Source organism: Promicromonospora sukumoe (assembly GCF_014137995.1).
Taxonomy (GTDB): domain Bacteria; phylum Actinomycetota; class Actinomycetes; order Actinomycetales; family Cellulomonadaceae; genus Promicromonospora; species Promicromonospora sukumoe.
On sequence record NZ_JACGWV010000001.1, the window covers coordinates 1,645,790 to 1,666,670 of the forward strand.

At 73.9% G+C, this 20,881-nt stretch carries 16 protein-coding genes; 10 read left to right on the forward strand and 6 right to left on the reverse strand.

Going from position 1 to position 20,881, the window contains the following annotated elements:
- Nucleotides 1-2: 2 nt before the first annotated feature.
- Nucleotides 3-1,712, reverse strand: a complete 1,710-nt coding sequence (locus tag FHX71_RS07310; RefSeq protein ID WP_182615076.1) for an ABC transporter substrate-binding protein — start codon at nt 1,710-1,712, stop codon at nt 3-5.
- A 304-nt stretch (nt 1,713-2,016) separates the two neighbouring features.
- On the opposite strand from FHX71_RS07310, the gene FHX71_RS07315 reads away from it, so the two are divergent.
- The 7 genes from FHX71_RS07315 (at nt 2,017) to FHX71_RS07345 (ending at nt 9,439) form a co-directional block, all read left to right on the forward strand.
- Entirely contained in the window at nt 2,017-2,697 is a 681-nt protein-coding gene (locus FHX71_RS07315; RefSeq protein ID WP_182615077.1) for a GntR family transcriptional regulator, read from the forward strand.
- A 102-nt stretch (nt 2,698-2,799) separates the two neighbouring features.
- The gene (locus tag FHX71_RS07320; RefSeq protein ID WP_182615078.1) at nt 2,800-4,059 is read left to right on the forward strand and encodes an NAD(P)/FAD-dependent oxidoreductase; all 1,260 of its coding nucleotides are present in this window, start codon (nt 2,800-2,802) and stop codon (nt 4,057-4,059) included.
- A complete protein-coding gene (locus FHX71_RS07325; protein ID WP_246402340.1) occupies nt 4,056-4,451 on the forward strand; it encodes a (2Fe-2S)-binding protein in 396 nt (131 codons plus the stop codon). Before FHX71_RS07320 ends, FHX71_RS07325 begins: the two co-directional genes overlap by 4 nt.
- Nucleotides 4,448-5,881, forward strand: coding sequence for an NAD(P)/FAD-dependent oxidoreductase (locus tag FHX71_RS29695; protein WP_182615079.1), 1,434 nt, complete (start codon nt 4,448-4,450; stop codon nt 5,879-5,881). Before FHX71_RS07325 ends, FHX71_RS29695 begins: the two co-directional genes overlap by 4 nt.
- A 1-nt stretch (nt 5,882) precedes the next feature.
- On the forward strand, nt 5,883-6,809 hold the full coding sequence (locus FHX71_RS07335) for a dihydrodipicolinate synthase family protein (RefSeq protein WP_182615080.1): 927 nt from the start codon (nt 5,883-5,885) through the stop codon (nt 6,807-6,809).
- Nucleotides 6,810-6,881: 72 nt separating this feature from the next.
- Entirely contained in the window at nt 6,882-7,883 is a 1,002-nt protein-coding gene (locus FHX71_RS07340) for a proline racemase family protein (RefSeq protein ID WP_182615081.1), read from the forward strand.
- Nucleotides 7,884-7,930: 47 nt separating this feature from the next.
- Nucleotides 7,931-9,439 (forward strand): aldehyde dehydrogenase family protein, encoded by a 1,509-nt coding sequence (locus FHX71_RS07345; protein ID WP_182615082.1) that lies wholly within the window; start codon nt 7,931-7,933, stop codon nt 9,437-9,439.
- Nucleotides 9,440-9,451: 12 nt separating this feature from the next.
- Here the strand turns inward: FHX71_RS07345 and FHX71_RS07350 are convergent, their stop codons facing one another.
- Nucleotides 9,452-10,216, reverse strand: coding sequence for a TetR/AcrR family transcriptional regulator (locus tag FHX71_RS07350; protein ID WP_182615083.1), 765 nt, complete (start codon nt 10,214-10,216; stop codon nt 9,452-9,454).
- A gap of 75 nt (nt 10,217-10,291) precedes the next feature.
- Between FHX71_RS07350 and FHX71_RS07355 the strand changes: the two genes are divergently transcribed.
- Entirely contained in the window at nt 10,292-11,506 is a 1,215-nt protein-coding gene (locus FHX71_RS07355; RefSeq protein ID WP_182615084.1) for an FAD-dependent monooxygenase, read from the forward strand.
- A 2-nt stretch (nt 11,507-11,508) separates the two neighbouring features.
- On the opposite strand, the gene FHX71_RS07360 is transcribed toward FHX71_RS07355, so the two are convergent.
- Together FHX71_RS07360 and FHX71_RS07365 are read right to left on the reverse strand one after the other, a co-directional pair.
- Nucleotides 11,509-12,666: an epoxide hydrolase family protein gene (locus FHX71_RS07360; RefSeq protein WP_182615085.1), complete on the reverse strand. Its 1,158-nt coding sequence runs from the start codon at nt 12,664-12,666 to the stop codon at nt 11,509-11,511.
- A gap of 132 nt (nt 12,667-12,798) precedes the next feature.
- A complete protein-coding gene (locus FHX71_RS07365) occupies nt 12,799-13,164 on the reverse strand; it encodes a VOC family protein (protein ID WP_182615086.1) in 366 nt (121 codons plus the stop codon).
- A gap of 111 nt (nt 13,165-13,275) precedes the next feature.
- Between FHX71_RS07365 and FHX71_RS07370 the strand changes: the two genes are divergently transcribed.
- Complete coding sequence (locus FHX71_RS07370) at nt 13,276-14,247, forward strand: helix-turn-helix transcriptional regulator (protein WP_182615087.1); 972 nt, start codon at nt 13,276-13,278, stop codon at nt 14,245-14,247.
- Between the two features lie 75 nt (nt 14,248-14,322).
- On the opposite strand, the gene FHX71_RS07375 is transcribed toward FHX71_RS07370, so the two are convergent.
- The gene (locus FHX71_RS07375; RefSeq protein WP_182615088.1) at nt 14,323-14,772 is read right to left on the reverse strand and encodes a MarR family winged helix-turn-helix transcriptional regulator; all 450 of its coding nucleotides are present in this window, start codon (nt 14,770-14,772) and stop codon (nt 14,323-14,325) included.
- A 158-nt stretch (nt 14,773-14,930) separates the two neighbouring features.
- Here FHX71_RS07375 and FHX71_RS07380 point away from each other — a divergent pair, with 158 nt between their 5' ends.
- Nucleotides 14,931-18,179 carry an efflux RND transporter permease subunit gene (locus FHX71_RS07380; RefSeq protein WP_182615089.1) on the forward strand — a complete coding sequence of 1,083 codons (3,249 nt, stop codon included), beginning with the start codon at nt 14,931-14,933 and terminating at the stop codon, nt 18,177-18,179.
- A 4-nt stretch (nt 18,180-18,183) separates the two neighbouring features.
- Here the strand turns inward: FHX71_RS07380 and FHX71_RS29965 are convergent, their stop codons facing one another.
- Nucleotides 18,184-20,520: a helix-turn-helix transcriptional regulator gene (locus FHX71_RS29965; RefSeq protein ID WP_182615090.1), complete on the reverse strand. Its 2,337-nt coding sequence runs from the start codon at nt 20,518-20,520 to the stop codon at nt 18,184-18,186.
- Nucleotides 20,521-20,881: the final 361 nt, after the last annotated feature.

Below are 20,881 nucleotides of genomic sequence, written 5' to 3' on the forward strand. Positions count from 1 at the left end.
GGTCAGCCCTTCTCGGGGTCCTTGAGACCGACGCCGACGTAGTCGATGCCGCCGGTCGCGGCGTTCGCCGACGAGTAGAGGCCGGTGACGTTCTCGCCGGGCAGCGACACCGTCTTGGCGACCATCAGCGGCACGACCGGGGCCAGCCCGACGATCTCCTCGTCGAGGTCGCCCCACTGCACGTTGGCGGCGTCGATGTCCGTCATCGCCTTGATCTCGTCGATCCGGGTGTTGACGTCCTCGTCGTTCAGCTGCGCGAGGTTCGAGTTGCCCTTCTCGTAGATGTTGCGGCCGTCGAACAGCGGCGGGATGAACGTGGCGGCCGACGAGGCCCAGTCCGGGCACCAGCCGGTGATGGCGGCGTCGTGCTGCTGCGACGGGGTGCCGATGGTCTCGTAGTACGTGGCGGTGTCGATCAGGTTGAGCTCGACGGTGATGCCGATGCGCTCCAGCGCCTGCTGGACCGCCTCGCCCTGGGCCTGCATGGACTCCTGGGCGCGGATGTCGAGGGTCAGGGTGAAGCCGTCCGACAGGCCGGCCTCGTCGAGCAGTGCCTGCGCGGCCTCGACGTCGCCGGTGCCGTCCGCGGACGGGTACAGGTCGAAGTCCTTGTGGCCGGCGACGCTGCTCGGGAGGATCGTCGTGGAGGGCTCACCGAGCTGCGTGCCGCCGCTCGCGTTGACGATGGCGTTGCGGTCGATGGCGTAGCTGATGGCCTGGCGCACGCGGACGTCGTCGAGCGGCTCCTTGGTGGTGTTCAGGCCCATGTACGTGGTGCAGATGCCCGGGAGCTGCAGGGTGCGGTCCTGGAGCTGCGGCGTCTGGAGGCGGGGGAGCGTGGCCGGCTGGACGGTGCCGGAGATCGCGTTGACGTCGGCCCCCTGCCCGGCGATGAGGCGCTCGTCGATGGTGGCCGGGTCGAGGCCGATCGTGAACTCCCAGCCGTCCGGCTTGGCGGCGCGCACCTCGTCGGTCGCGGCGTCCCAGTTCTCGTTGCGCTCGAGCTTGATGGTGCTGCCCGGCACGTACTCGGCCAGCTTGTACGGGCCCGAGGCGATGATCTCGTGGATGAACTCGTCGCCCTCGCCGCTGCCCTCGGGGAACGGGGTGGCGTTCACCTGGGAGAGCACGGCGTCGAACTCGGGGAACGGTTCCTTGAGGTGGAAGACGATCGTCTTCTCGTCCGGCGTCTCGACGGTGGGCAGGTCACCGGTCTTGTAGGGGCCCTCGTAGTCCTCGGGGGCGTCGATGACCTGCTTGAGGTACGGCGAGCCGATGCCGATCTCCGGGTCCCAGGCGCGGGAGATGCCGAACTTGACCTCCGCCGACGTGATCGGGTCGCCGTTGTCGAACTTCAGCCCGTCCTTGAGCGTGTAGGTCCAGGTCAGGCCGTCGTCGGACACCTCGCCGAGGCTCTCCGCGAGGTCGGGGACGATCTCGGTGGGGTTCTCCGCCGAGCCCGGCGCCGACGTGGTGAGCTGGCGGTAGACGAGGCGGTAGAAGTTGTTCACGCCGCCGTCCCAGCCGCGCGCCGGGTCCAGGTAGGAGAAGTCGGCGTTCTGCAGCACCTGGACGGTGCCGCCCTCGGCCGGCTCGGCCTCGAACCCGCCGCCGCCCGAGGAGGAGGCGTCCTGGCTGCCGCCGCCGCACGCGGCGAGCGCGAGCGTCGCGGCGACCGCCACGGCTGCTGTCGTAATCCGATGGAGCTTCACGATGTGGCCCTTCGATCAGTGACGCGGGTGCGTCGGGTGGTCTACAGGTACGGCCCCGGCGCGGCCACGGTCGTCGTCGACGCGGCCAGCCTTCGATATGTGATGCGTGATATGTTACTGAGACAGTACAGCGGTGTCGATGGGGTGATTGTAAACGTCGCGTTTCGGCGGGATGACGCCAGTTCTGACGGGCGAAAGCCCGGCGATCGAGCCCTCGCTCAGGTACCCTCTGGCGGCATTGACGACGGGTTTCCTGTCGTGTGTAATATTCTACTGTCGAAGCCTGGCACCCCTGGAGAGCATCATGAGCTCAGTTTCACCGACCCCGTCGGTCCGCCGTCTGGCACCCGTCGCGAGCCTGCGCGAGCAGGTCCACCGCGCGCTGGTGGCCGCGATCGTCGCCGGCGAGCTGGAGCCCGGCGAGCTGGTCTCCGTGCCCACGCTCGCCGCGCGCTTCGACGTGTCCGCGACCCCCGTGCGCGAGGCCGTGCTCGACCTGGAGCGGCGCGGGTTCCTGGAGGCCGTGCGCAACAAGGGCTTCCGCGTCACGCGCGTGAGCGACCAGACGCTGCGGCACGTCGCCGCCGTCCGGCTCGTGATCGAGCCCGTCTGGATGGAACGGCTCGCCAAGTCGTTCCCCGTGGGGCAGCTCGGGGAGTTCCGGGCGCTCGCCGACGAGATCGTCGAGGGCGCGCGCACCGGGGACCTGGTCGCGTACCTCCAGGCGGACCAGGCGTTCCACCTGCGGCTCATGGGCCTGCTCGGCAACCCGGTGGCCGGCGAGATCGTGGCCGACCTGCGCGACCGCGCGCGGCTGCTCGGGCTCTCGACGATGGTCGCCGCAGGCACGCTGGCCGCCTCCGCCCAGGAGCACCACGAGCTGCTCGACCTGCTCGCGGCCGGCGACGGCCCCGGCGCCAAGGCGCTGATGGAACGGCACATCGGGCACTCGCTGGGCACGTGGGCGGGGAAGCCGGAGGACTGAGCGGGACCGCTCGGGGTTTCCTGGCCGCGCGCCCGGGGCAGGCAGTGAGACAGACACAGGACTAGGCAGACACAGGACTACGCAGCGATGGAGGGGGTGGACGTGGCGACGGACGTCGTGATCGTGGGCGCCGGGATCGTGGGCGCCGCGTGCGCGCGCTCCCTGGCGCTCGCGGGCGCCTCGGTGGTGGTGCTCGACCGCGGGGCCGCGGTCGCCGGGACGAGCGCCCACGGCGAGGGCAACCTGCTGGTCTCGGACAAGGGTCCCGGGCCGGAGCTGGTGCTCGCCCAGGAGTCGCTGCGCCGCTGGACGGCGCTCGCCCAGGAGCTGGCCGACGAGCTCGGCCCCCGGTTCCCGTCGATCGAGCACGATGCCAAGGGCGGCCTGGTCGTGGTGTCGTCGGACGACGGCCTGGCCGGGCTGCGCGACTTCGCCGCGGGCCAGCGCGAGGCCGGCGTCGAGGCGGTCGAGGTGACCGCCGACCAGGCGCGCGCCCTGGAGTCGGATCTCGCGCCCGGCGTGCTGGGCGGGGTCCACTACCCGCAGGACGCCCAGGTGCAGCCGGTCGCCGCCGCCGAGGCGCTGCTCGCCTCCGCGCGCCGCGCCGGCGCCGTCGTCCGCACGGGCGTCGAGGTGACCGGGCCCCTGCTCGGCGCGGACGGCCGGCTGGCCGGCGTCACGACGACGCGGGGCGACGTCGCCGCCGGTGCCGTGCTGGTCGCGGCCGGGCCTTGGTCGGCGGACGTCGCCGAACGGCTCGGCTCGTGGGTCCCGGTGCGGCCGCGCCGCGGCGTCGTCCTCGTGACCACGCCCATGCCGCAGCGCATCCACCACAAGGTGTACGACGGCGACTACTTCGCCGCCACCCAGTCCGCGGGCGCCGAGCTGCAGACGTCCGCCGTCATCGAGTCGACGCGCGGCGGGACGGTGCTGATCGGGTCGAGCCGCGAGCAGGTCGGCTTCGACGAGCGGTTCCGCGCCGAGGTGCTCGCGCAGATGGCGCGCCGCGCCGTCGCGGTGTTCCCGTTCCTCGCCGAGACCAACGTGATGCGCTCCTACCTGGGCTTCCGGCCCTACATGCCCGACCACCTGCCCGTGATCGGCGCCGACCCGGCCCTGCCCGGGCTGTGGTTCGCGACCGGTCACGAGGGTGCCGGCGTCGGCCTGGCCCCGGCGACGGGCGACCTGATCGCGGCTGCGCTGCTGGGGACGGAACCCGCCGTCGACCCGTCCCCGTACGCCGCGGACCGCCCCACGCTCCAGACCCTGCGCCCCACCCCCCACGTGTCAGACGTACAGGTCCCCCGGGGGACCTGGGGGTCTGACACGTCGGAGAGCGATCCCGAGGGAGCACGATCATGACGTCTCGCCGCATCCCGGCCGGCGCCGACCCGGTGCGGCCGGGCCCCGACCGGCCCCTGACGATCTGGGTCGACGGCGAGGCCGTCACCGGCACCGCCGGGCAGACCATCGCGGGCGTCCTGCTGGGCGCCGGCCGGCGCCAGTGGCGCACCACGCACCAGGACGGCGCCCCGCGCGGAGTGTTCTGCGGCATCGGCGTGTGCTTCGACTGCGTGGTCGAGGTCAACGGCCTGCGCGACGTGCGGGCCTGCCTGCGCCGCGCGCAGGACGGCGACGTCGTGGTGCGGCAGGGCGGGCCCGTCGCCGTCGGCGAGCGTGCGGGCGAATCCGGCGGGACCGTCGCGCCCGCCGCGGGCCGTGACGGGCACGGCGAACCGGAGGTGACCCGATGACCGGGGCGAACACCAGGCATGTCGTCGTCGTGGGCGCCGGCCCTGCGGGCCTGGCCGCCGCGCGCTCCGCCGCCGACGCCGGGGCGCGCGTCACGCTGCTCGACGCCGCCGACGTGCTCGGCGGCCAGTACTGGCGACACCTCCCCGAGGTTCGGCCCGCCGGGCGCGAGCACCTGCTGCACCACAAGTGGGGCACGTACCGCGCGCTGGCCGACGCCCTGCGGGAACACCCGGCTGTCACGGTGCTCCCGAACGCCCAGGTGTGGTCGCTGGAGCGGCTCGACGACGGCGTCCGCCTGAACGTGCTCGTCGGGGAGCCCGACGCCGCCGGGCGCGAGGCCCGCACGTTCGAGCCCGACGCCCTCGTGCTCGCTACCGGCGCCCACGACCGGACCCTCCCGTTCCCCGGCTGGCAGCTCCCCGGGGTCTACTCCGCGGGGGCCGCACAGGCGCTGGCGAAGGGGGAGCGGGTCGCCGTCGGGCGCCGCGTCGTCGTCGCCGGGGCCGGACCCTTCCTGCTGCCCGTCGCGTCGTCGCTGCTGCGCACCGGCGCCGACGTCGTCGGCGTGCACGAGGCGAGCCGGCTCGGCCCCCTCGCGCGCGGCTGGCTGGACCGGCCCTGGGAGCTGGCCGGCGCCGCGGGCAAGTCCGGCGAGCTGGCCGGGTACGTCGGCGAGCTCGTGCGGCACCGCGTCCCCTGGCGCCCCGGCGAGGCCGTGGTCGCCGCGCACGGCGACGGCCAGGTCGAGGCAGTCACGGTCGCGCGGCTCGACGCGCGCTGGGCGCCGATCGCGGGCACCGAGCGCCAGGTCGAGGCCGACGCCGTCGCCGTGAGCCACGGCTTCACGCCGCGCCTGGAGCTGGCGATCGCCGCCGGGTGCGCGTTGGCACCGAGCCGGTTCGTCGTCGTCGACGACGCGCAGGCCACGTCCGTGCCGGGGGTGTGGGCCGCGGGCGAGATCACCGGCATCGGCGGGGCCGACGCGGCCCTGGCCGAGGGCGCCGTCGCGGGCACGGCCGCGGCCGGGGGAGACCTCCGGTCCGGGGCCGCCCGCCGCGTGAGCCGCGCCCGGGACCGTGCCCGCGGCTTCGCCGCCCGGATCGAGGCCGCCCACGGCATCCGCGGCGGCTGGGTGCGCTGGCTGCGCGACGACACCGTCGTCTGCCGCTGCGAGGAGACCACCTACGGCCGCATCCGCGAGGTCGTCGACCTCACCGCCTCGCGCGAGACCCGTTCCGTGAAGCTCACCAGCCGCGCCGGCCTCGGCCCGTGCCAGGCACGCATGTGCGGCCGCACGCTCCAGGAGCTGCTGGACGACGACGGGACAGCCGCCGACCGCCGTCCGATCGTCGTGCCCGTCCGGCTCGGCGACCTCGCCGCCCCACCGACCTCACCTTCCCGCATAGCATCGCAACCACAGGAGACCTGACATGAACCAGCGATTCGACCTCGGCGGCGTCATCGTCGCCACCACGCTCGCCTTCACGCCCGACGAGTCCGCGCCCGCCGGGCTGGCCGTCGACTACGAGAAGTTCGCCGCGCACTGCGAGTTCCTCATCGACAACGGCTGCCGCGGCGTCGGCCCGAACGGGTCGCTCGGCGAGTACTCCTCCCTGACCGACGACGAGCGCCGCAAGGTGATCCAGACCGCCGTCGCGGCCGTCGGCGGGCGCGGGCTCGTCGTGGCCGGCGTGCACGGCGTCGGCTCGCACCAGGCCAAGCACTGGGCCGAGCTCGCCGCCGAGGACGGCGCCGACGGCGTGCTGCTCCTGCCGCCGACGATCTACCGCGCCAACCGCTCCGAGGTGATCGCCCACTACGCCGCGGTCAACGAGGTCGGCCTGCCGATCATGATCTACAACAACCCGATCGACACCAAGGTCGACCTGACGCCCAGCATCCTGGCCGAGCTGGCCCAGCTCGAGAACGTCGTGGCCGTCAAGGAGTTCTCGGGCGACGTGCGCCGGGTGCTGGAGATCAAGGAGCTCGCCCCGGAGCTCGACGTCATCGCGGGCGCCGACGACCTGCTCTTCGAGTCGCTCGTCGCGGGCGCCGTCGGCTGGTTCGCGGGCTACCCCAACGCGTTCCCGCGCGAGGCCGTCGAGATCTACACCCTGGTCACCGAGGGCAAGATCGACGAGGCGCGCGAGCTGTACCGCCACCTCGTGGCCGTGTTCCGCTGGGACTCGCGCACCGAGTTCGTGCAGGCCATCAAGCTCTCGATCGACATGGCCGGCCAGAGCTACGGCGGCCCCACCCGCCCGCCGCGCGGCCCGCTGTCCGCCGAGCACGAGGCGCAGGTGCGCAAGGACACAGAGGCGGCGCTCAGCTACATCGCCTCCCGCAGCCCCCGCTGAGTGCTGGCTATTTGCGCGGTCGAGAGGATTCGACTGCGCAAATGTCCAGCACTCAACGAAGAAGGAGCAAGCATGCGCAGCAGCAGGACCATCACCGCCGTCGACTCGCACACCGAGGGCATGCCCACGCGCGTCGTCACCGGCGGCGTCGGGCCCATCCCCGGCGCCACGATGAACGACAAGCGGCTCTACTTCATGGAGCACCTGGACGAGCTGCGGCACTTCCTGATGGACGAGCCGCGGGGGCACGGTGCGATGAGCGGCGCCATCCTGCAGCCGTCCATGCGGCCGGACTGCGACTGGGGTGTCGTCTACATCGAGGTGTCGGGCTGCCTGCCCATGTGCGGCCACGGCACCATCGGCGTGGCCACGGTGCTCGTCGAGACAGGCATGGTGGACGTCGTCGAGCCGGTCACCGAGATTCGGCTCGACACGCCCGCCGGGCTCGTCGTCGCGAAGGTCGCCGTCAGCGACGGCCACGCCGACGCCGTGACCATCGAGAACGTGCCCAGCTTCGTCACGGCCCTCGACCAGGAGGTCGAGGTGCCCGGCTACGGCACCGTGCCCTACTCGATGGCGTTCGGCGGCAACTTCTACGCCCTGGTCGACCTCGACGACCTCAAGCTGCCGTTCGACCGCGAGCGCCAGCAGGACCTGCTCGCCGCCGGGCTCGCGATCATGGACGCGATCAACGAGACCGCGAAGCCCGTGCATCCCGAGCTCGACGGCGTCGAGGGCTGCCACCACGTCGAGCTGATCGCCCCCGGCTCCGACGCCACGCTGTCCCGGCACGCGATGGCGATCTACCCGGGCTGGTTCGACCGGTCGCCGTGCGGCACCGGCACGTCGGCCCGCATGGCGGAGCTCTGGGCCCGCGGCGAGCTCGCCCTGGACACCGACTTCGTCAACGAGTCGTTCATCGGCAGCCGGTTCGTGGGGCGCCTGGTGGGGGAGACGACGGTCGCGGGCCTGCCCGCCGTCCTGCCCACCATCACCGGGCGGGCCTGGGTGACCGGCACCGCCAACTACCTGCTCGACCCCAGCGACCCGTTCCCCACGGGCTTCGTGTTCTGACCTGCCTTTTGTCTTCGATCCTGCCTTTGCCTTCGATGAGGAGCCCCATGACCGCCACCGCGGCGTCCGACCTTGACCGCACCGTCGACGACGTGGCCCACCGGGCCACCGAGGCGTTCGCCGGGTTGTCCCGGGCCACGCCCGCGACCCGCGCCGAGGGCCTGCGCCGCGCCGCCGCGGCCCTCGGTGACCACGCCGACGAGCTCGTCGCGACCGCGCAGGTCGAGACCGGTCTCGCCGAGGCCCGGCTGCGCGGCGAGCTCAAGCGCACCCAGGTGCAGCTCCGCCTCTTCGCACACGTCGTGGAGGACGGCGCCTACCTCGACGTCCGCATCGACGAGGCCGACCCCGAGTTCGTGCTCGGGCCCCGCCCCGACCTGCGCCGCGCCCTGTGGCCCGTGGGCCCCGTGCTCAACTTCGCGGCCAGCAACTTCCCGTTCGCGTTCTCCGTCGCCGGCGGCGATACCGCGGCGGCGCTCGCGGCGGGCTGCCCGGTGATCGTCAAGGCGCACCCGGGGCACCCGTGGCTGTCGGAGCGGGTGGCGGCGCTCGTGGCCGGCGCCCTGGTCGAGGCCGGGCTGCCCGAGGACACGCTCCAGCTCGTCACGGACCAGGACGCCGGCGTGGCGCTGCTGGAGCACCCGTCCGTGCGGGCGGCGGCCTTCACCGGGTCGCAGCGCGTCGGCCAGCTCCTGGCCGCCCGGGCCGCCGCGCGGCCGGAGCCGATCCCGTTCTTCGGCGAGCTCGGCAGCGTCAACCCGGTGCTGGTCTCCGCGGCGGCACTGGACGAGCGCGCGGACGCGCTGCTCGCCGGGTTCGTCGGGAGCGTCTCCGGCTCGGCGGGCCAGCTCTGCACCAAGCCGGGCTTCCTCCTGGTCCCGGAGGGCACGGCGTACGACGACGCCGTGGTCGCCGCCGCGGCCGACGTGCCGGAGCACCGGCTGCTCAACCCGTCGATCGCGGACGGGTACGAGCGGCGGGTCTCGGAGGCGCTGGGGGTGGGCGGCGTGCGCGTGGTGCGAGCCGGCGGGTTCCGGCGCGACGACGACGGGCAGGCCTGGGTGACGCCGACGTTCGTCGCGGCGCCGCTGGACGTGCTCCGCTCCGCCGGGGAGGCGCTGCTCGACGAGGTGTTCGGGCCGTTCTCCGTGATCGTGGAGTACCCGGCCGGCACCGACCTGGCCGCCGTCGTCGGCGAGCTGTTCCCCGGGAACCTGACGCTGACCCTGCACCTGGGGTCGGGGGAGACGGGCGCTGGGGAGACCGGTGGTGAGCAGGGCGCGCTCGTGGCCGCGCTGGGCCGGTACGCCGGGCGGGTGCTGCTGGGCGGCTGGCCCACCGGTGTCGCCGTCACCCCCGCGATGCAGCACGGCGGGCCGTCGCCCGCGACGACCACGGACGGCACGTCGGTGGGGACGGCCGCGATCGGCCGGTTCCTGCGCGGCGTGACGTTCCAGGACGCCCCACAGGACCTGCTGCCGGCGCCGCTGCGCGACGACAACCCGTGGGGCGTGCCCCGGACGGTGTCGCCGCGGGGTGCGTCGGCGGAGTGGTGATGTCGGCAGGCGTCAGCGGGCCCGCCGGCTGATCAGCGCCTCCACGCCGTCGAGGATGCGGTCGAGGCCGAACGAGTAGTCGATCTGCCGGTCGTCCTCGGGGACGTCGGCGGGGTAGTCGTAGGCGCCCGCGTCGACGGCCCGGCGCAGGGCGGGGAACCGCTCGGCGTCGGCGAGCCGGCCGAGCAGCGTGCTGTAGGCGGCCACGGACTCGCCGGACGCGGCGTCCCCGAGCCCCGCGCTCAGCCGGGCGCTGTTGTGCAGGTACGTGGCGACCAGCAGGACGACGCCCGCCTTCTCGCTCTCGGCGAGCCCGGTGTCGCCGAGGGCGGCCAGGGCGCGGTCGGTCCAGGTGAGCTGGTTGGGCGTCACGGGCGGGCCGCTGATGGGCACGTCCACGATCCAGGCGTGCGCCCGCAGCATGGTCCACTGGGCGGCGCACCAGCGCTCCAGCCCGAGGCGCCAGTCGCCCGGCGGCTCGTCGAGCGCCGGGGGCACCGCCGCGACGGCGTCCAGCATGAGCAGGAGGATCTCCTCCTTGCTGCGCACGTGCCGGTAGAGCGACATGGTCGTGAAGCCGAGCCGCTCGGCGATCCGCGCCATCGACACGGCGTCGAGGCCGCCCTCGTCGGCGAGCTCGACGGCCGCCGCGACGATCCGGTCGGGGGTCAGGCCCTGCCGGGTTGCCGACGTCGCAGTGCCGGACGTCGCGCTTCCGGGCGCCCCGGTGCCGGCCCCCCAGAGCAGGTCGAGCCCGGTCGGGGGCTTGGCGTTCATGTCGTGGTGCTCGCTCTCGTGCCGGTGTCGAAAGGGTCTGGCTCGATCCCGAGTGTATGCCATACGCTGATGTGTATGACATACACAGCGATGGTGGTCGGCGGCGGAATCGCCGGGATGACGTGCGCGATCGCCCTGGAGGCCGCGGGCAGCAGGGCGACCGTCTACGAGGCGTACGACCGGACGGCGGAGAACGCGGGCGTCTACCTGACCCTCGCGGTGAACGCGCTGGACGCCCTGCGCGCGGTCGACGTCGACGTCCGCGGGCTCGGGTTCGACACGCCGCGGATCACGATGACGAGCGGGTCGGGCCGCAGGCTCGGCGAGCTGCCCTACGGCACGGGTGTCGAGACGGCCGGCGACGGCCTGACGAGCCGCACGGTCAAACGCGCCGACCTGTACTCCAGGCTCCGCGACGAGGCGCTGCGGCGCGGCGTGCGGTTCGAGCACGGCAGGCGCCTGGTCGGCACCTGGCCGTCCGACGCCGGGGTGGTCGCCTCGTTCGCGGACGGCACCACCGCCGAGGGCGACCTGCTGATCGGCGCCGACGGGCTGCGGTCGCGGACCCGGGAGCTCATCGCCCCGGACGCACCCGGCGCCCGGTACAACGGGCTGCTGAACACCGGTGGTTACGCCGCGGGGATCACGGTCGACAGCGAGCCGGGCATGATGAACGCGATCTTCGGGCGGCGCTGCTTCTTCGCATACACGCCGCACCCGGACGGCGAGGTGTGGTGGGTGGCGAACCCGCCGAGCCCGGTCGAGCCCACCCCGGCGGAGCTGGCTGCGATCACCCCGGAGCAGTGGCGGCGTCGGCTGGTCGACCTGTTCCGCGACGACAAGGGGCCCGCCGCCGACATCATCGGCGCCACCGAGAGGATCTTCGCGGGCTGGAACACCTACGACGTGCCGTCGGTCCCGGCCTGGCACAAGGGCCGCATGATCATCGTCGGCGACGCCGCGCACGCCACGGCTCCCTCGATCGGGCAGGGCGCGGCCATGGCGATCGAGGACGCCGTCGTGCTGGCGAAGTGCCTGCGCGACCTGCCCACCGTCGAGTCGGCCTTCGTGGCCTACGAGGGGCTGCGGCGCGAGCGCGTCGAGCGCGTCGTCGAGCAGGGCCGGCGCACCGGCGGGTGGAAGGCGGTCCACCCCCTGGCGGCGGTGCCGCGCGACCTGGTCATGCGGCTCGGCATGGCGCACATGGCCCGCACGGGCAACGACCCGAGCCGGTGGATCTACGAGCACCACATCGACTGGAACGAGCCCGTCGGTGCCGTGCCCGCCTGACGTCAGGCGCCGCGGTAGGGCCGGAAGAAGTCGCGCAGCTCCTGTGCGTACAGCTCCGGCTCCTCGAACGCCGCGAAGTGCCCGCCGCGCTCCGGCTCGGTCACGTGGACGGTGTTGGCCGTGCGCTCCAGCCAGGCCCGGGGCGGGCGCACGATGTCGCCGGGGAACAGCGAGAACCCGGACGGCACCTCGACCCGCCGCGTGACCTGCCGGGCCGGGATCGCGCCGTTGGCGTGGTACATCCGCATCGACGAGCCGATGGTGCCCGTGAGCCAGTAGATCGTGATGTTCGTGAGGATCTCGTCGCGCGTGTACGCGTCCTCCAGGTCGCCGAAGCTCCAGGCCCTGAGCTTCTCGACGATCCACGCCGCGAGCCCGGCGGGGGAGTCGTTGAGTGCCGCCGCGACCGTCTGCGGCTTGGTGCGGTGCAGCGCGCCGTACGCGCCCTCGGTCGCGCTCCAGGTCGCGGTCTCGGCGAACCACGCGCGCTCCTCGGCCTGGAGGGTGGCCGGGTCGCCCGCGAAAACGGGCAGGCCGCCGTCCGTGCGGTGCACCGCGACCACGCGGTCGGGGTGGTCCAGTGCCAGGTACCGGCTCACGTGGCTGCCGATGTCGCCGCCCGCGGCGCCGAACCGCTCGTAGCCGAGCGTCGTCATCAGCTCCGCCCAGAGCCCCGCGACGTCGATCGAGCTCAGCGGCGCCCCGGCCGGCCGGTCCGAGTACCCGAAGCCCGGCATGTCCGGGACGACGACGTCGAACGCGTCGGCCGGGTCGGCGCCGTGCGCCCCCGGATCGGTCAGCAGCGGCACCGCCTTCGAGTACCGCCAGAACGAGTCCGGCCAGCCGTGGCTCAGCACCAGCGGCAGCACCGGCCCGGCGGGCTCGACGGCGCGCGCGTGCACGAAGTGGATCCCCAGCCCGTCGACCGACGTCCGGAAGCGGGGGAGCCGCGCCAGCGCGGCCTCCTGCGCGCTCCAGTCGAACGCGTCCGCCCAATAAGCGACCAGCTCGCGGAGGTAGTCGAGATCGGTGCCCAGCGACCAGCCGGCGTCCTCGGGCGCGTCGGGCCAGCGGGTGGCCCGCAGCCGCGCCCGCAGGTCCTCGATCGCCTCCGGCGCGGCCTGCGGCGAGAACGGCTCGGGGGCGGTGGTCGGCGGCACGGCACACACATTACGTGCGGCGCGTCGCCCGGGCCCGCCGCCTTCGTTGAGTGCTGGATATTCGCCCTTTCGCGGGCTCCGGAAGGGCGAATATCCAGCACTCAACGACGACGGCGCGGCAGGCGGCGACCGTCAGTCGACAGGTGAGACGCGGATCAGGTTGCCGTCCGGGTCGGCGACCACGAACGTGCGCCCGAAGACGGCGTCGTGCGGCTCCTCGACCACGGTGGCCCCCTTGGCGACCCACGTCGCGTAGACGTCGTCGACGGCGGTCGACGACCGGGACACCATCAGGCCCACCTCCGACGTGCGCGGGGTGTCCGCGGCGACCTCGTCGCCCTGGCCGCCCCACAGCGAGAACAGCACGCCGGGCGCGACCTCGAACGGCACGTAGCGCGGGGTGACCGTGACGGGCTCGATCTCGAACAGGTCGCCGTAGAACGCGGTCGCGCGCTCGACGTCGGTCACGTAGACGAGGAAGAGGTTGGGTGCGGGCATGGGTTGCTCCTTCCAGACGCCGCCGGCTTTCGGCGACGCACCCACGCTCGCGCCATAATGCAACAGAACCTGTCAGGTTTATCTCGGCGAGAGCGAAACGGGAGCAAGCCCATGACCTCGGCGCAGCGCCTCATCGGCATCCTCGGTGCCCTCCAGGCCCGCCGGCACACCACCGCGGAGGCGCTCGCGGACGAGTTCGGCGTGTCCACCCGCACGATCCTGCGCGACGTGCAGAAGCTCGTCGACGCCGACATCCCCGTGCTCACCGAGCGCGGCAGGTACGGCGGCATCAGCCTGCTCCCGGGCCAGCAGGTCGACCTCAGCCGGCTCACGACGTCGGAGGCCGACGTGCTGCGCGCCGTCGGCGTCGACCTGGAGCGGGCCCGGGTGCTCGGCGCGGAGACCGCGGCGCGGGCCGCCGTCGGCAAGTTCGCGACGCGGCCCGGGTCGCCGGCACCCAGGCGCGGGGTCGCGCCGCTGTCCCTCGCGGACGTCGTCACCGTCGAGAACCGCGCCTGGTTCGCGCCGCGGGAGGAGGGCGAGCCGCCCGACGTCGCCGCGCTCGCGCGCGACCTGCGCCAGGCCCGGCGCCTGCGTGTCACGTATCGCCGCAGCGGGGAGAGCGCGGCGCGGGACCTGGTCGTCGACCCGTACGGGCTGCTGCTCCGGGTGGACCGCTGGTACCTCGTCGCCGACGTCGCCGCCGCGCCCCGTCTCTTCGCACTGACAAGGCTCGACGGCTGGGCGCTGCTCGACGAGGCCCGCCGCCTCCGCGCCGGCACCACGCTGGCCGACGTCGCCGCCGGGCTGGGCCAGGCGCTGGAGACGCGGCACGAGGTCACTGTCACTGCGCTTCTGGACGCCGACGGCGTGGACCTGGCGCGCCGCATCCTCGGCTCGCGGCTGCGCACGGTCGGCCCGGCGGACGCGTCCGGCCGGGTGCCGATCACCGTCGCCTACGCGCAGGTCCAGGCGGCCCGGCAGCTCCTCCAGTTCGCCGACCACATCGAGGTCACCGCCCCGCCGGAGGCCCGGTCGCTGCTCCGCCGTCTGGCCACGGAAACCGCCACCCGCCACACCTGAACCGCCTCGTTGAGTGCTGGGTATTTGTCCTTCCACGGCCCGCGGAAGGACAAATACGCAGCACTCAACGAGGGGTTAGGGGGCTAGGCGGCGGGCCGCCTCCAGGAGGGCTCTCGTGCCCTGGGTGAGGGCGCGGAGGTCGTCGACGTCGAGCAGGTTGAGCAGGTCGGGCGGCAGGTCGTCCTCCAGCGCGACGATGCGCCGGATCGCCTCGCTGCCCCTCTCCGTGCTGGTCACGCGGCGGACGCGGCCGTCGTCGGGGTCGGGGGTGCGCACGACCATCCCGGCGGCCGTGAGCCGGTCGAGGATGCCGGAGACCGTGGCCGCGGAGACGCCGAGCGCCTCGGCGAGCCGCTGCGGCGTCGAGTCGCGGTCCACCTGCACGAGCGCCAGCGCTCTGAGCTGCTGCACCGTCAGGTCCGTCTCCAGCAGGGGCCGGAGCCGGGAGGCGAAGAACGCCTCACCGAGCCGGTGGTGCAGGTCGGCGAGCTCGGCGGCGAGCTGCGCACGCGTCTGGTCGGTCACGCAGTGACTTTAGTCGGCGTACCGGCCCGGGTGAACCGGAGTTGCGGGCCGGGAACCCGGGCGCGATCCTTTGCGTTAGGCAAAATACTGCGCCGACGGAGTCGTGGGACCCCGGCGTGAACCCCAGATCTGGAGGCAGTGTGTTTCGTCTTGCCCGAATGTCGCTCGCGAACCGTGCCCTTGTGGCACTCGCGACGATAGCCGTCTTCGTCGTCGGCATCTTCAGCATGGGGCAGCTCCGCCAGGAACTCATACCGTCGCTGAACGTGCCCGTGGTGGCGGTCACCGCGACCTACCCGGGCACGTCGCCGGAGCTGGTCTCGGAGCGGGTCACCGGCCCGGTCGAGACCGCCGTCGAGGGGGTCGACGGCGTGACCGGTGTGACCTCGACCGTCTCCACGGGCATCTCGATGACCACCGTCGAGCTCGAGTACGGCACCGACATCGACGAGGCCAGCCAGGAGATGACCTCCGCGCTGGGCAACATCCAGGACCTGCCGCAGGACGTCGAGCCCGAGGTCATGGCCGGCTCGTTCGACGACCTGCCCGTGGTGCAGCTCGCGGTGTCCGGCGACGGCACGGAGCGCGAGCTGACCGAGACGATCGACTCCGTCCTGGTGCCCGAGCTGTCGGGCATCACCGAGGTCCGCGACGTCACCGTGACCGGCACCACCGAGCGCCAGGTCGTCATCGAGCCCGACGACGACAAGCTGGCCGCCGCGGGCCTCACCGCCGCCCAGCTCTCGTCGCTGCTGCAGGACAACGGCACGGTCATGCCGGTCGGCTCGGTCACCGAGGACGGCCGCACCAGCAGCGTCCAGGTGGGCACCACCGTCAGCACCGTCGAGGAGCTCGAGGACCTGCCGATCGTCCCGTCGGCCGGCGCCTCCGCCGGAGCGACCGGAGCGGCCGGGGCCGCGGGTGCAGCGGGAGCGGGCGCAGCAGGCGCAACCGGCGCCACCCCAGGCGCCCCCGACGCCGAGACCCCCTCCGCCCCCGACGTCGTCCACCTGGGCGACGTCGCGAAGGTGAGCCTGCAGGACGTCGACCCCACCTCCTTCTCGCGCCTGGACGGCGAGCCGTCCCTCGCGATCGCGCTGACCAAGACGCCCGACGGCAACACGGTCGACGTGTCGCACGCGGTGCAGGACGTGCTGGCCGACGTCGAGGACGAGCTCGACGACGCGGGCGTGAACACCGCCGTCACGTTCGACCAGGCCCCGTTCATCGAGGAGTCGATCGAGGGCCTGACCACGGAGGGTGGCCTCGGCCTGCTGTTCGCGGTGCTCGTGATCCTGGTGTTCCTGGCCTCGCTGCGGGCCACGCTGGTCTCGGCGATCTCGATCCCGCTGTCGCTGGCCGTGACGTTCGCGGCGATGAACCTGACCGGCTACACGCTGAACATCCTCACGCTCGCGGCCATGACCATCTCGATCGGGCGCATCGTGGACGACTCGATCGTCGTGATCGAGAACATCAAGCGGCACCTGTCCTACGGCGAGGACCGCGTGGACGCGATCGTCACCGCCGTGCGCGAGGTGGGCGCCGCCATCACGGCCTCCACGGTCTGCACCATCGCGGTGTTCGCGCCGATCGCTCTGGTGGGCGGCATGGCGGGCGAGCTGTTCCAGCCGTTCGCCGTCACCGTGGCGATCGCCATGGGCGCCTCGCTGATCGTCGCGCTCGTGGTCGTGCCGGTACTCGCGTACTGGTTCATCAAGGTGCCGGTCTCCGCCGACGGCGGCGCCGCGATGCGGGAGGCCGCCGAGCTCAAGGAGCGCCGCGGCATCTGGCAGCGCGCCTACGTGCCGTCGCTCGCCGCCTCGCTGCGCCACCCGGCGGTCACGCTGACGGTCGCGGTCGCGCTGCTGGCCGGAACGCTCGCGCTGGTGCCGCGCATGGAGACCAACTTCATCGGGGCCGCGGGCCAGGACACGCTGTCGGTCACCCAGGAGTTCGAGCCGGGCACCTCGCTGGAGCAGCAGGACGAGGCGGCCCAGGAGGTCGAGGAGGTGCTCGCGGGTGTCGCCGGCATCGCGACCGTGCAGACCACCGTCGGCTCAGGCGACGGCATGGCCGCCGCCTTCGGCATGGGCGGCGGCGGGAGCAGTGCGTCGTTCGCGATGACGCTGGACGAGGACGCCGACGGCGAGGCCGTGCAGGACGACGTCCGCGACGCGCTCGACGCCGCCACCCTGGACGGCGATGTCACCGTCGCGGCCGGGGACGCCGGCTTCGCCAGCTCTACCGTGGACCTGGTGGTCACCGCGCCCGACGCCGCCGACCTGTCCGACGCCGCGAGCGCCGTCGAGGACGCCGTCACCGGCGTGGACGGCGTCGAGAGCGTGACCAACAACCTGGCCGCCGAGCAGTCGACCGTGCAGGTGACGGTGGACCGGGACGCCGCGGCCGAGGCCGGGCTGACCGAGGCGGCCGTGTCGGGCCTGGTGGCCGGCGCGATGAACGAGGCGAGCATCGGCACGGTGGACCTGGACGGGTCGTCGCTCGACGTCGTCGTCGCGGGCGACGTGCCGGCCACGGCGGCGCAGATCGAGAAGATCGACGTGCCGACGGCGGCGGGCGTGGTGCCGCTGAGCGACCTGGTGACGGTCGAGGAGGTGTCGGCCCCGGCGTCGGTGACGCGGGTGGACGGCGAGCGCAGCGCGACCGTGGCGGTGACCCCGGCGGGGCAGGACCTCGGCACGCTCACCACGGCGCTGACCACGGAGATCGACGGCCTGGACCTGCCGAACGGCGCCGAGGTGAGCGTGGGCGGTGTGGCGGCCGACCAGGCCGACGCGTTCGCCGACCTGGGCCTGGCGCTGCTGGCGGCGATCCTGATCGTGTACCTGGTGATGGTGGCGACGTTCCGGAGCATCGGGCAGCCGCTGATCCTGCTGGTGTCGGTGCCGTTCGCGGCCACGGGCGCGCTGCTGGCGCTGCTGCTCACGGGTACGCCGCTGGACGTCGCCGCGCTGATCGGCGTGCTGATGCTGGTGGGCATCGTGGTGTCCAACGCGATCGTGCTCATCGACCTGATCAACCAGTACCGGGCCGACGGGCGGCCGCTCGACGAGGCGGTGCGGGAGGGCTCGCGCCAGCGTCTGCGGCCGATCGTGATGACGGCGGCGGCGACGATCCTGGCGCTGACCCCGATGGCGTTCGGCCTGACGGGTGGCGGGGCGTTCATCTCGCAGCCGCTGGCGCTCGTGGTGATCGGCGGGCTCGTGTCCTCGACGCTGCTCACGCTGTACGTGGTGCCGGTGATCTACACGCTGTTCGAGCGCCGCTCGGAGGGCAGCACGCCGAAGCGGGCCGCCAAGGCCGCGCGACGGGCGGAGAAGGCGCAGGTCAAGGCCGCCGAGGCGGCGGCCGTCGCGCAGCGGCTGGCGGCGGACGCCGGGTAGCCGGTCAGGCTCGCTCGGCGAGCCAGGACGGCGGGTGGGACCTGGCCAGCTCGGTCAGGTCCCGCCGGTCGCGGACGTGCAGCACCGCGTAGATCTGGCGGAAGCGGTTGGCGACGGTGCGCAGCGAGACGTAGGCGATCCGGGCGATCTGCGCGTTGGTGGTGCCGCGCAGCGCGAGGCGGACCAGCTCGCGCTCGTCGTCGTCGAGCTCGTCCCAGACGTGCTCGTTCCGGGTGTCCGGGCCGGTCAGGCAGGCGTCGACCGCCACGCCCCAGCCGGGCACCCCGGTGAGGTGGGCGAGCGTCCGGGCCTCCCGCAGGGCCGGCTCCGCCGAGGCGCGGTCCCCGTGCGCCACCTCGTGCCGGCCGTAGGCGATCAGCGACCGGAGCCGCTGCCAGGGCGAGACCGGCGCGGGCTCCGCGGGCAGCCACCCCTCGACGCCGCTCCGCCCGGTCTCGTCGCCCTCGAGCGCGGCGAGCACGGCCAGGGTCCGCGCGTGGGCGGCCGCGGTGTCGGCGTCGGTGCGCTCGTCCGGGGGTACTGGCGGGTCGACCAGCCGCCGGGCCTGGTACGGCAGCGCGCCGCGGAAGGGCTCGTGGAGCATGTGGGCCTCGACCAGGTCGGCGTGGGCCTGCGCCCGGCCGCGGTAGGGCCAGGCGCAGCGTTCGAGGCCGATGGTGAGCAGCTCGGCGGCCCGTTCGGCCTGCCCGACGGCGAGGTGCGCGGTGCCCAGGTCGACGGCGAACTCGCCCAGCGCCCGGGTGGACCACGCCCCCGGCCGCGCGGGCAGCGCGCTCCCGGGCGCCGCGCCGTCGAGCACCGCGGCCGCGACGGCGCGCAGGCCCTGGACGGGGAGCCACTCCTGGGCGCTGGGCCGCAGGTCGGTCGCGTGCGCGAGGTGGGCGCGGGCGTCCGCCGCCCGGCCGTCGAACATCGCGACCCGCGCCGTCGCCAGGTCCCGGGCGACGACCTCCGCCACCGTGCGGCCCTCGGCCGGGCCCGCCCGGTTCTCCAGGAACCGGCGCGCCCCCGACCCGTCGCCCAGCAGCAGGTGCCCCCTGACCTGGAGGCACAGCCCCAGCCAGTGCGGGTCGGGGCCCGACCCGAGGCGGCCGAGGTCGGCGCGCAGCGCGGCCGGGTCGGCGAGCCGGCCGGTGTGCTCCAGCTCGATCAGCGCGGCGGCGGCCCGCACCCCGGCGGCCCGGGTCGCCCGCCCGACGCCGGAAGGGTCCCGCCACCACAGGTGGTCGGTCCACTGTGCTGCGGCCACCGGCGGCGCCCACCGGCCGGCGCCCTCGGCCCAGGCCGACCCGGTCAGCAGCGTGACGCCGGCCGCCCGGGCGGCGACGCGCGGTTCCGCGCCGGCGTCGGCCAGCGCGGCGACGTCGTCGAGGTGCAGCCCGTCCAGGATCGTCTCGGCGACCGTGCCGCCGACGCACACCCGCCCCACGGCACCGCCGTCGGCCGCCGCCCGCTCCTCGCGCAGCAGGCCCAGCAGCGGGTGGCGGGCCGCGTCCGCCGCCCCGGCCTCGTCCGCGAGGCCCCGGTACGCGCGCCGCGCCGCGAGCCCCACGGTGCGCGGGCCGGCCCACCCGACGTCGCCGCGCCGCTGGCTCTCGCTGAGGCCGTCGGCCAGCTCGAGGGCGACGCGCGGGTTGCCGGCGCTCCACCGGTGCAGCCGGTCCGCCACGTCCCTGGCGACGGGCAGCCCCGGGCGCTCGTCCAGCAGCAGCCGCAGCGGCCGGACGGCGAGGGGGCCCAGCTCGACGAGCTCGACGTCGTCGGGCAGCCGGGCGCGCACGACGCGCCGGGCGGCGAGCACGACCCGCCAGTCGCGCTCGTACGCCGCGTCGCCCAGGCGCTCGAGCCACGCGATGCCGCCCGGCGGGAGCAGCTCGACGTCGTCGACGAACAGCACCCGGGGACCGCCGCCGGCGTGCGGGACGCCGCGGTCCACCGCCTCCAGGAGCCCGGCGGGGTCGAGCTCGTGTCCCGGCCCGGGGTCCGCCGGGGCAGTCAGGTCCGAGAGGTCCAGGCGGTCCCGGCCCACCAGGCCCTGCGCGTACGGCCGCGCGGAGCTCGACCGTACGACCCGCACGGCCGACAGGTGCGCGCCGGTCCGGCGCAGCGCGGCCAGCACCGTCGTGCTCCTGCCGATCCCGCTGGGACCGCTCACCACCAGGGTGCTCGGGTCCAGGCTGGTCGCGAAGGCCGCGATGACCCGCAGCTCCGGATCGCGACCATGGACCGCCCGGTCCAGCCCCCTGCTTCCCTCGGCTGACGCCCACCCGGAGGACTCGTGCGGCGGCGTCGGTGCCGGGGGTCCGCTTTCTGGACCCACGTTCAATTCCTTTCCAGAAGACCCCATGACTTTCCGTTGAAGCCTCCTAGTGGAGCATATGGCACCGGGTGAATTGTGCGAGATATCGGCACCTGCTCTCGCGGCGGTTTCCGGCCCCGCATCCGCCGCTGCGCTGGCCGGAGCGGCGGAGGCGAGGTATTTTTCACCCGCTCCTTGTCGCGGCCCCGGGCGCATTGCGCGCCCCGTTCCCCTTTGCCCGGCCTTCAGCGCGTCGAATTGTCCTTCGTTGCACCGACGCAACGGAAAGTGCACCGGAGTGCACCTGTGCACGATTGGCGTTGCGCGTGGCAAGTCACCGCGAACGTGTGTCTTCTGGACCGGGGCGCGCACCACCGACGCG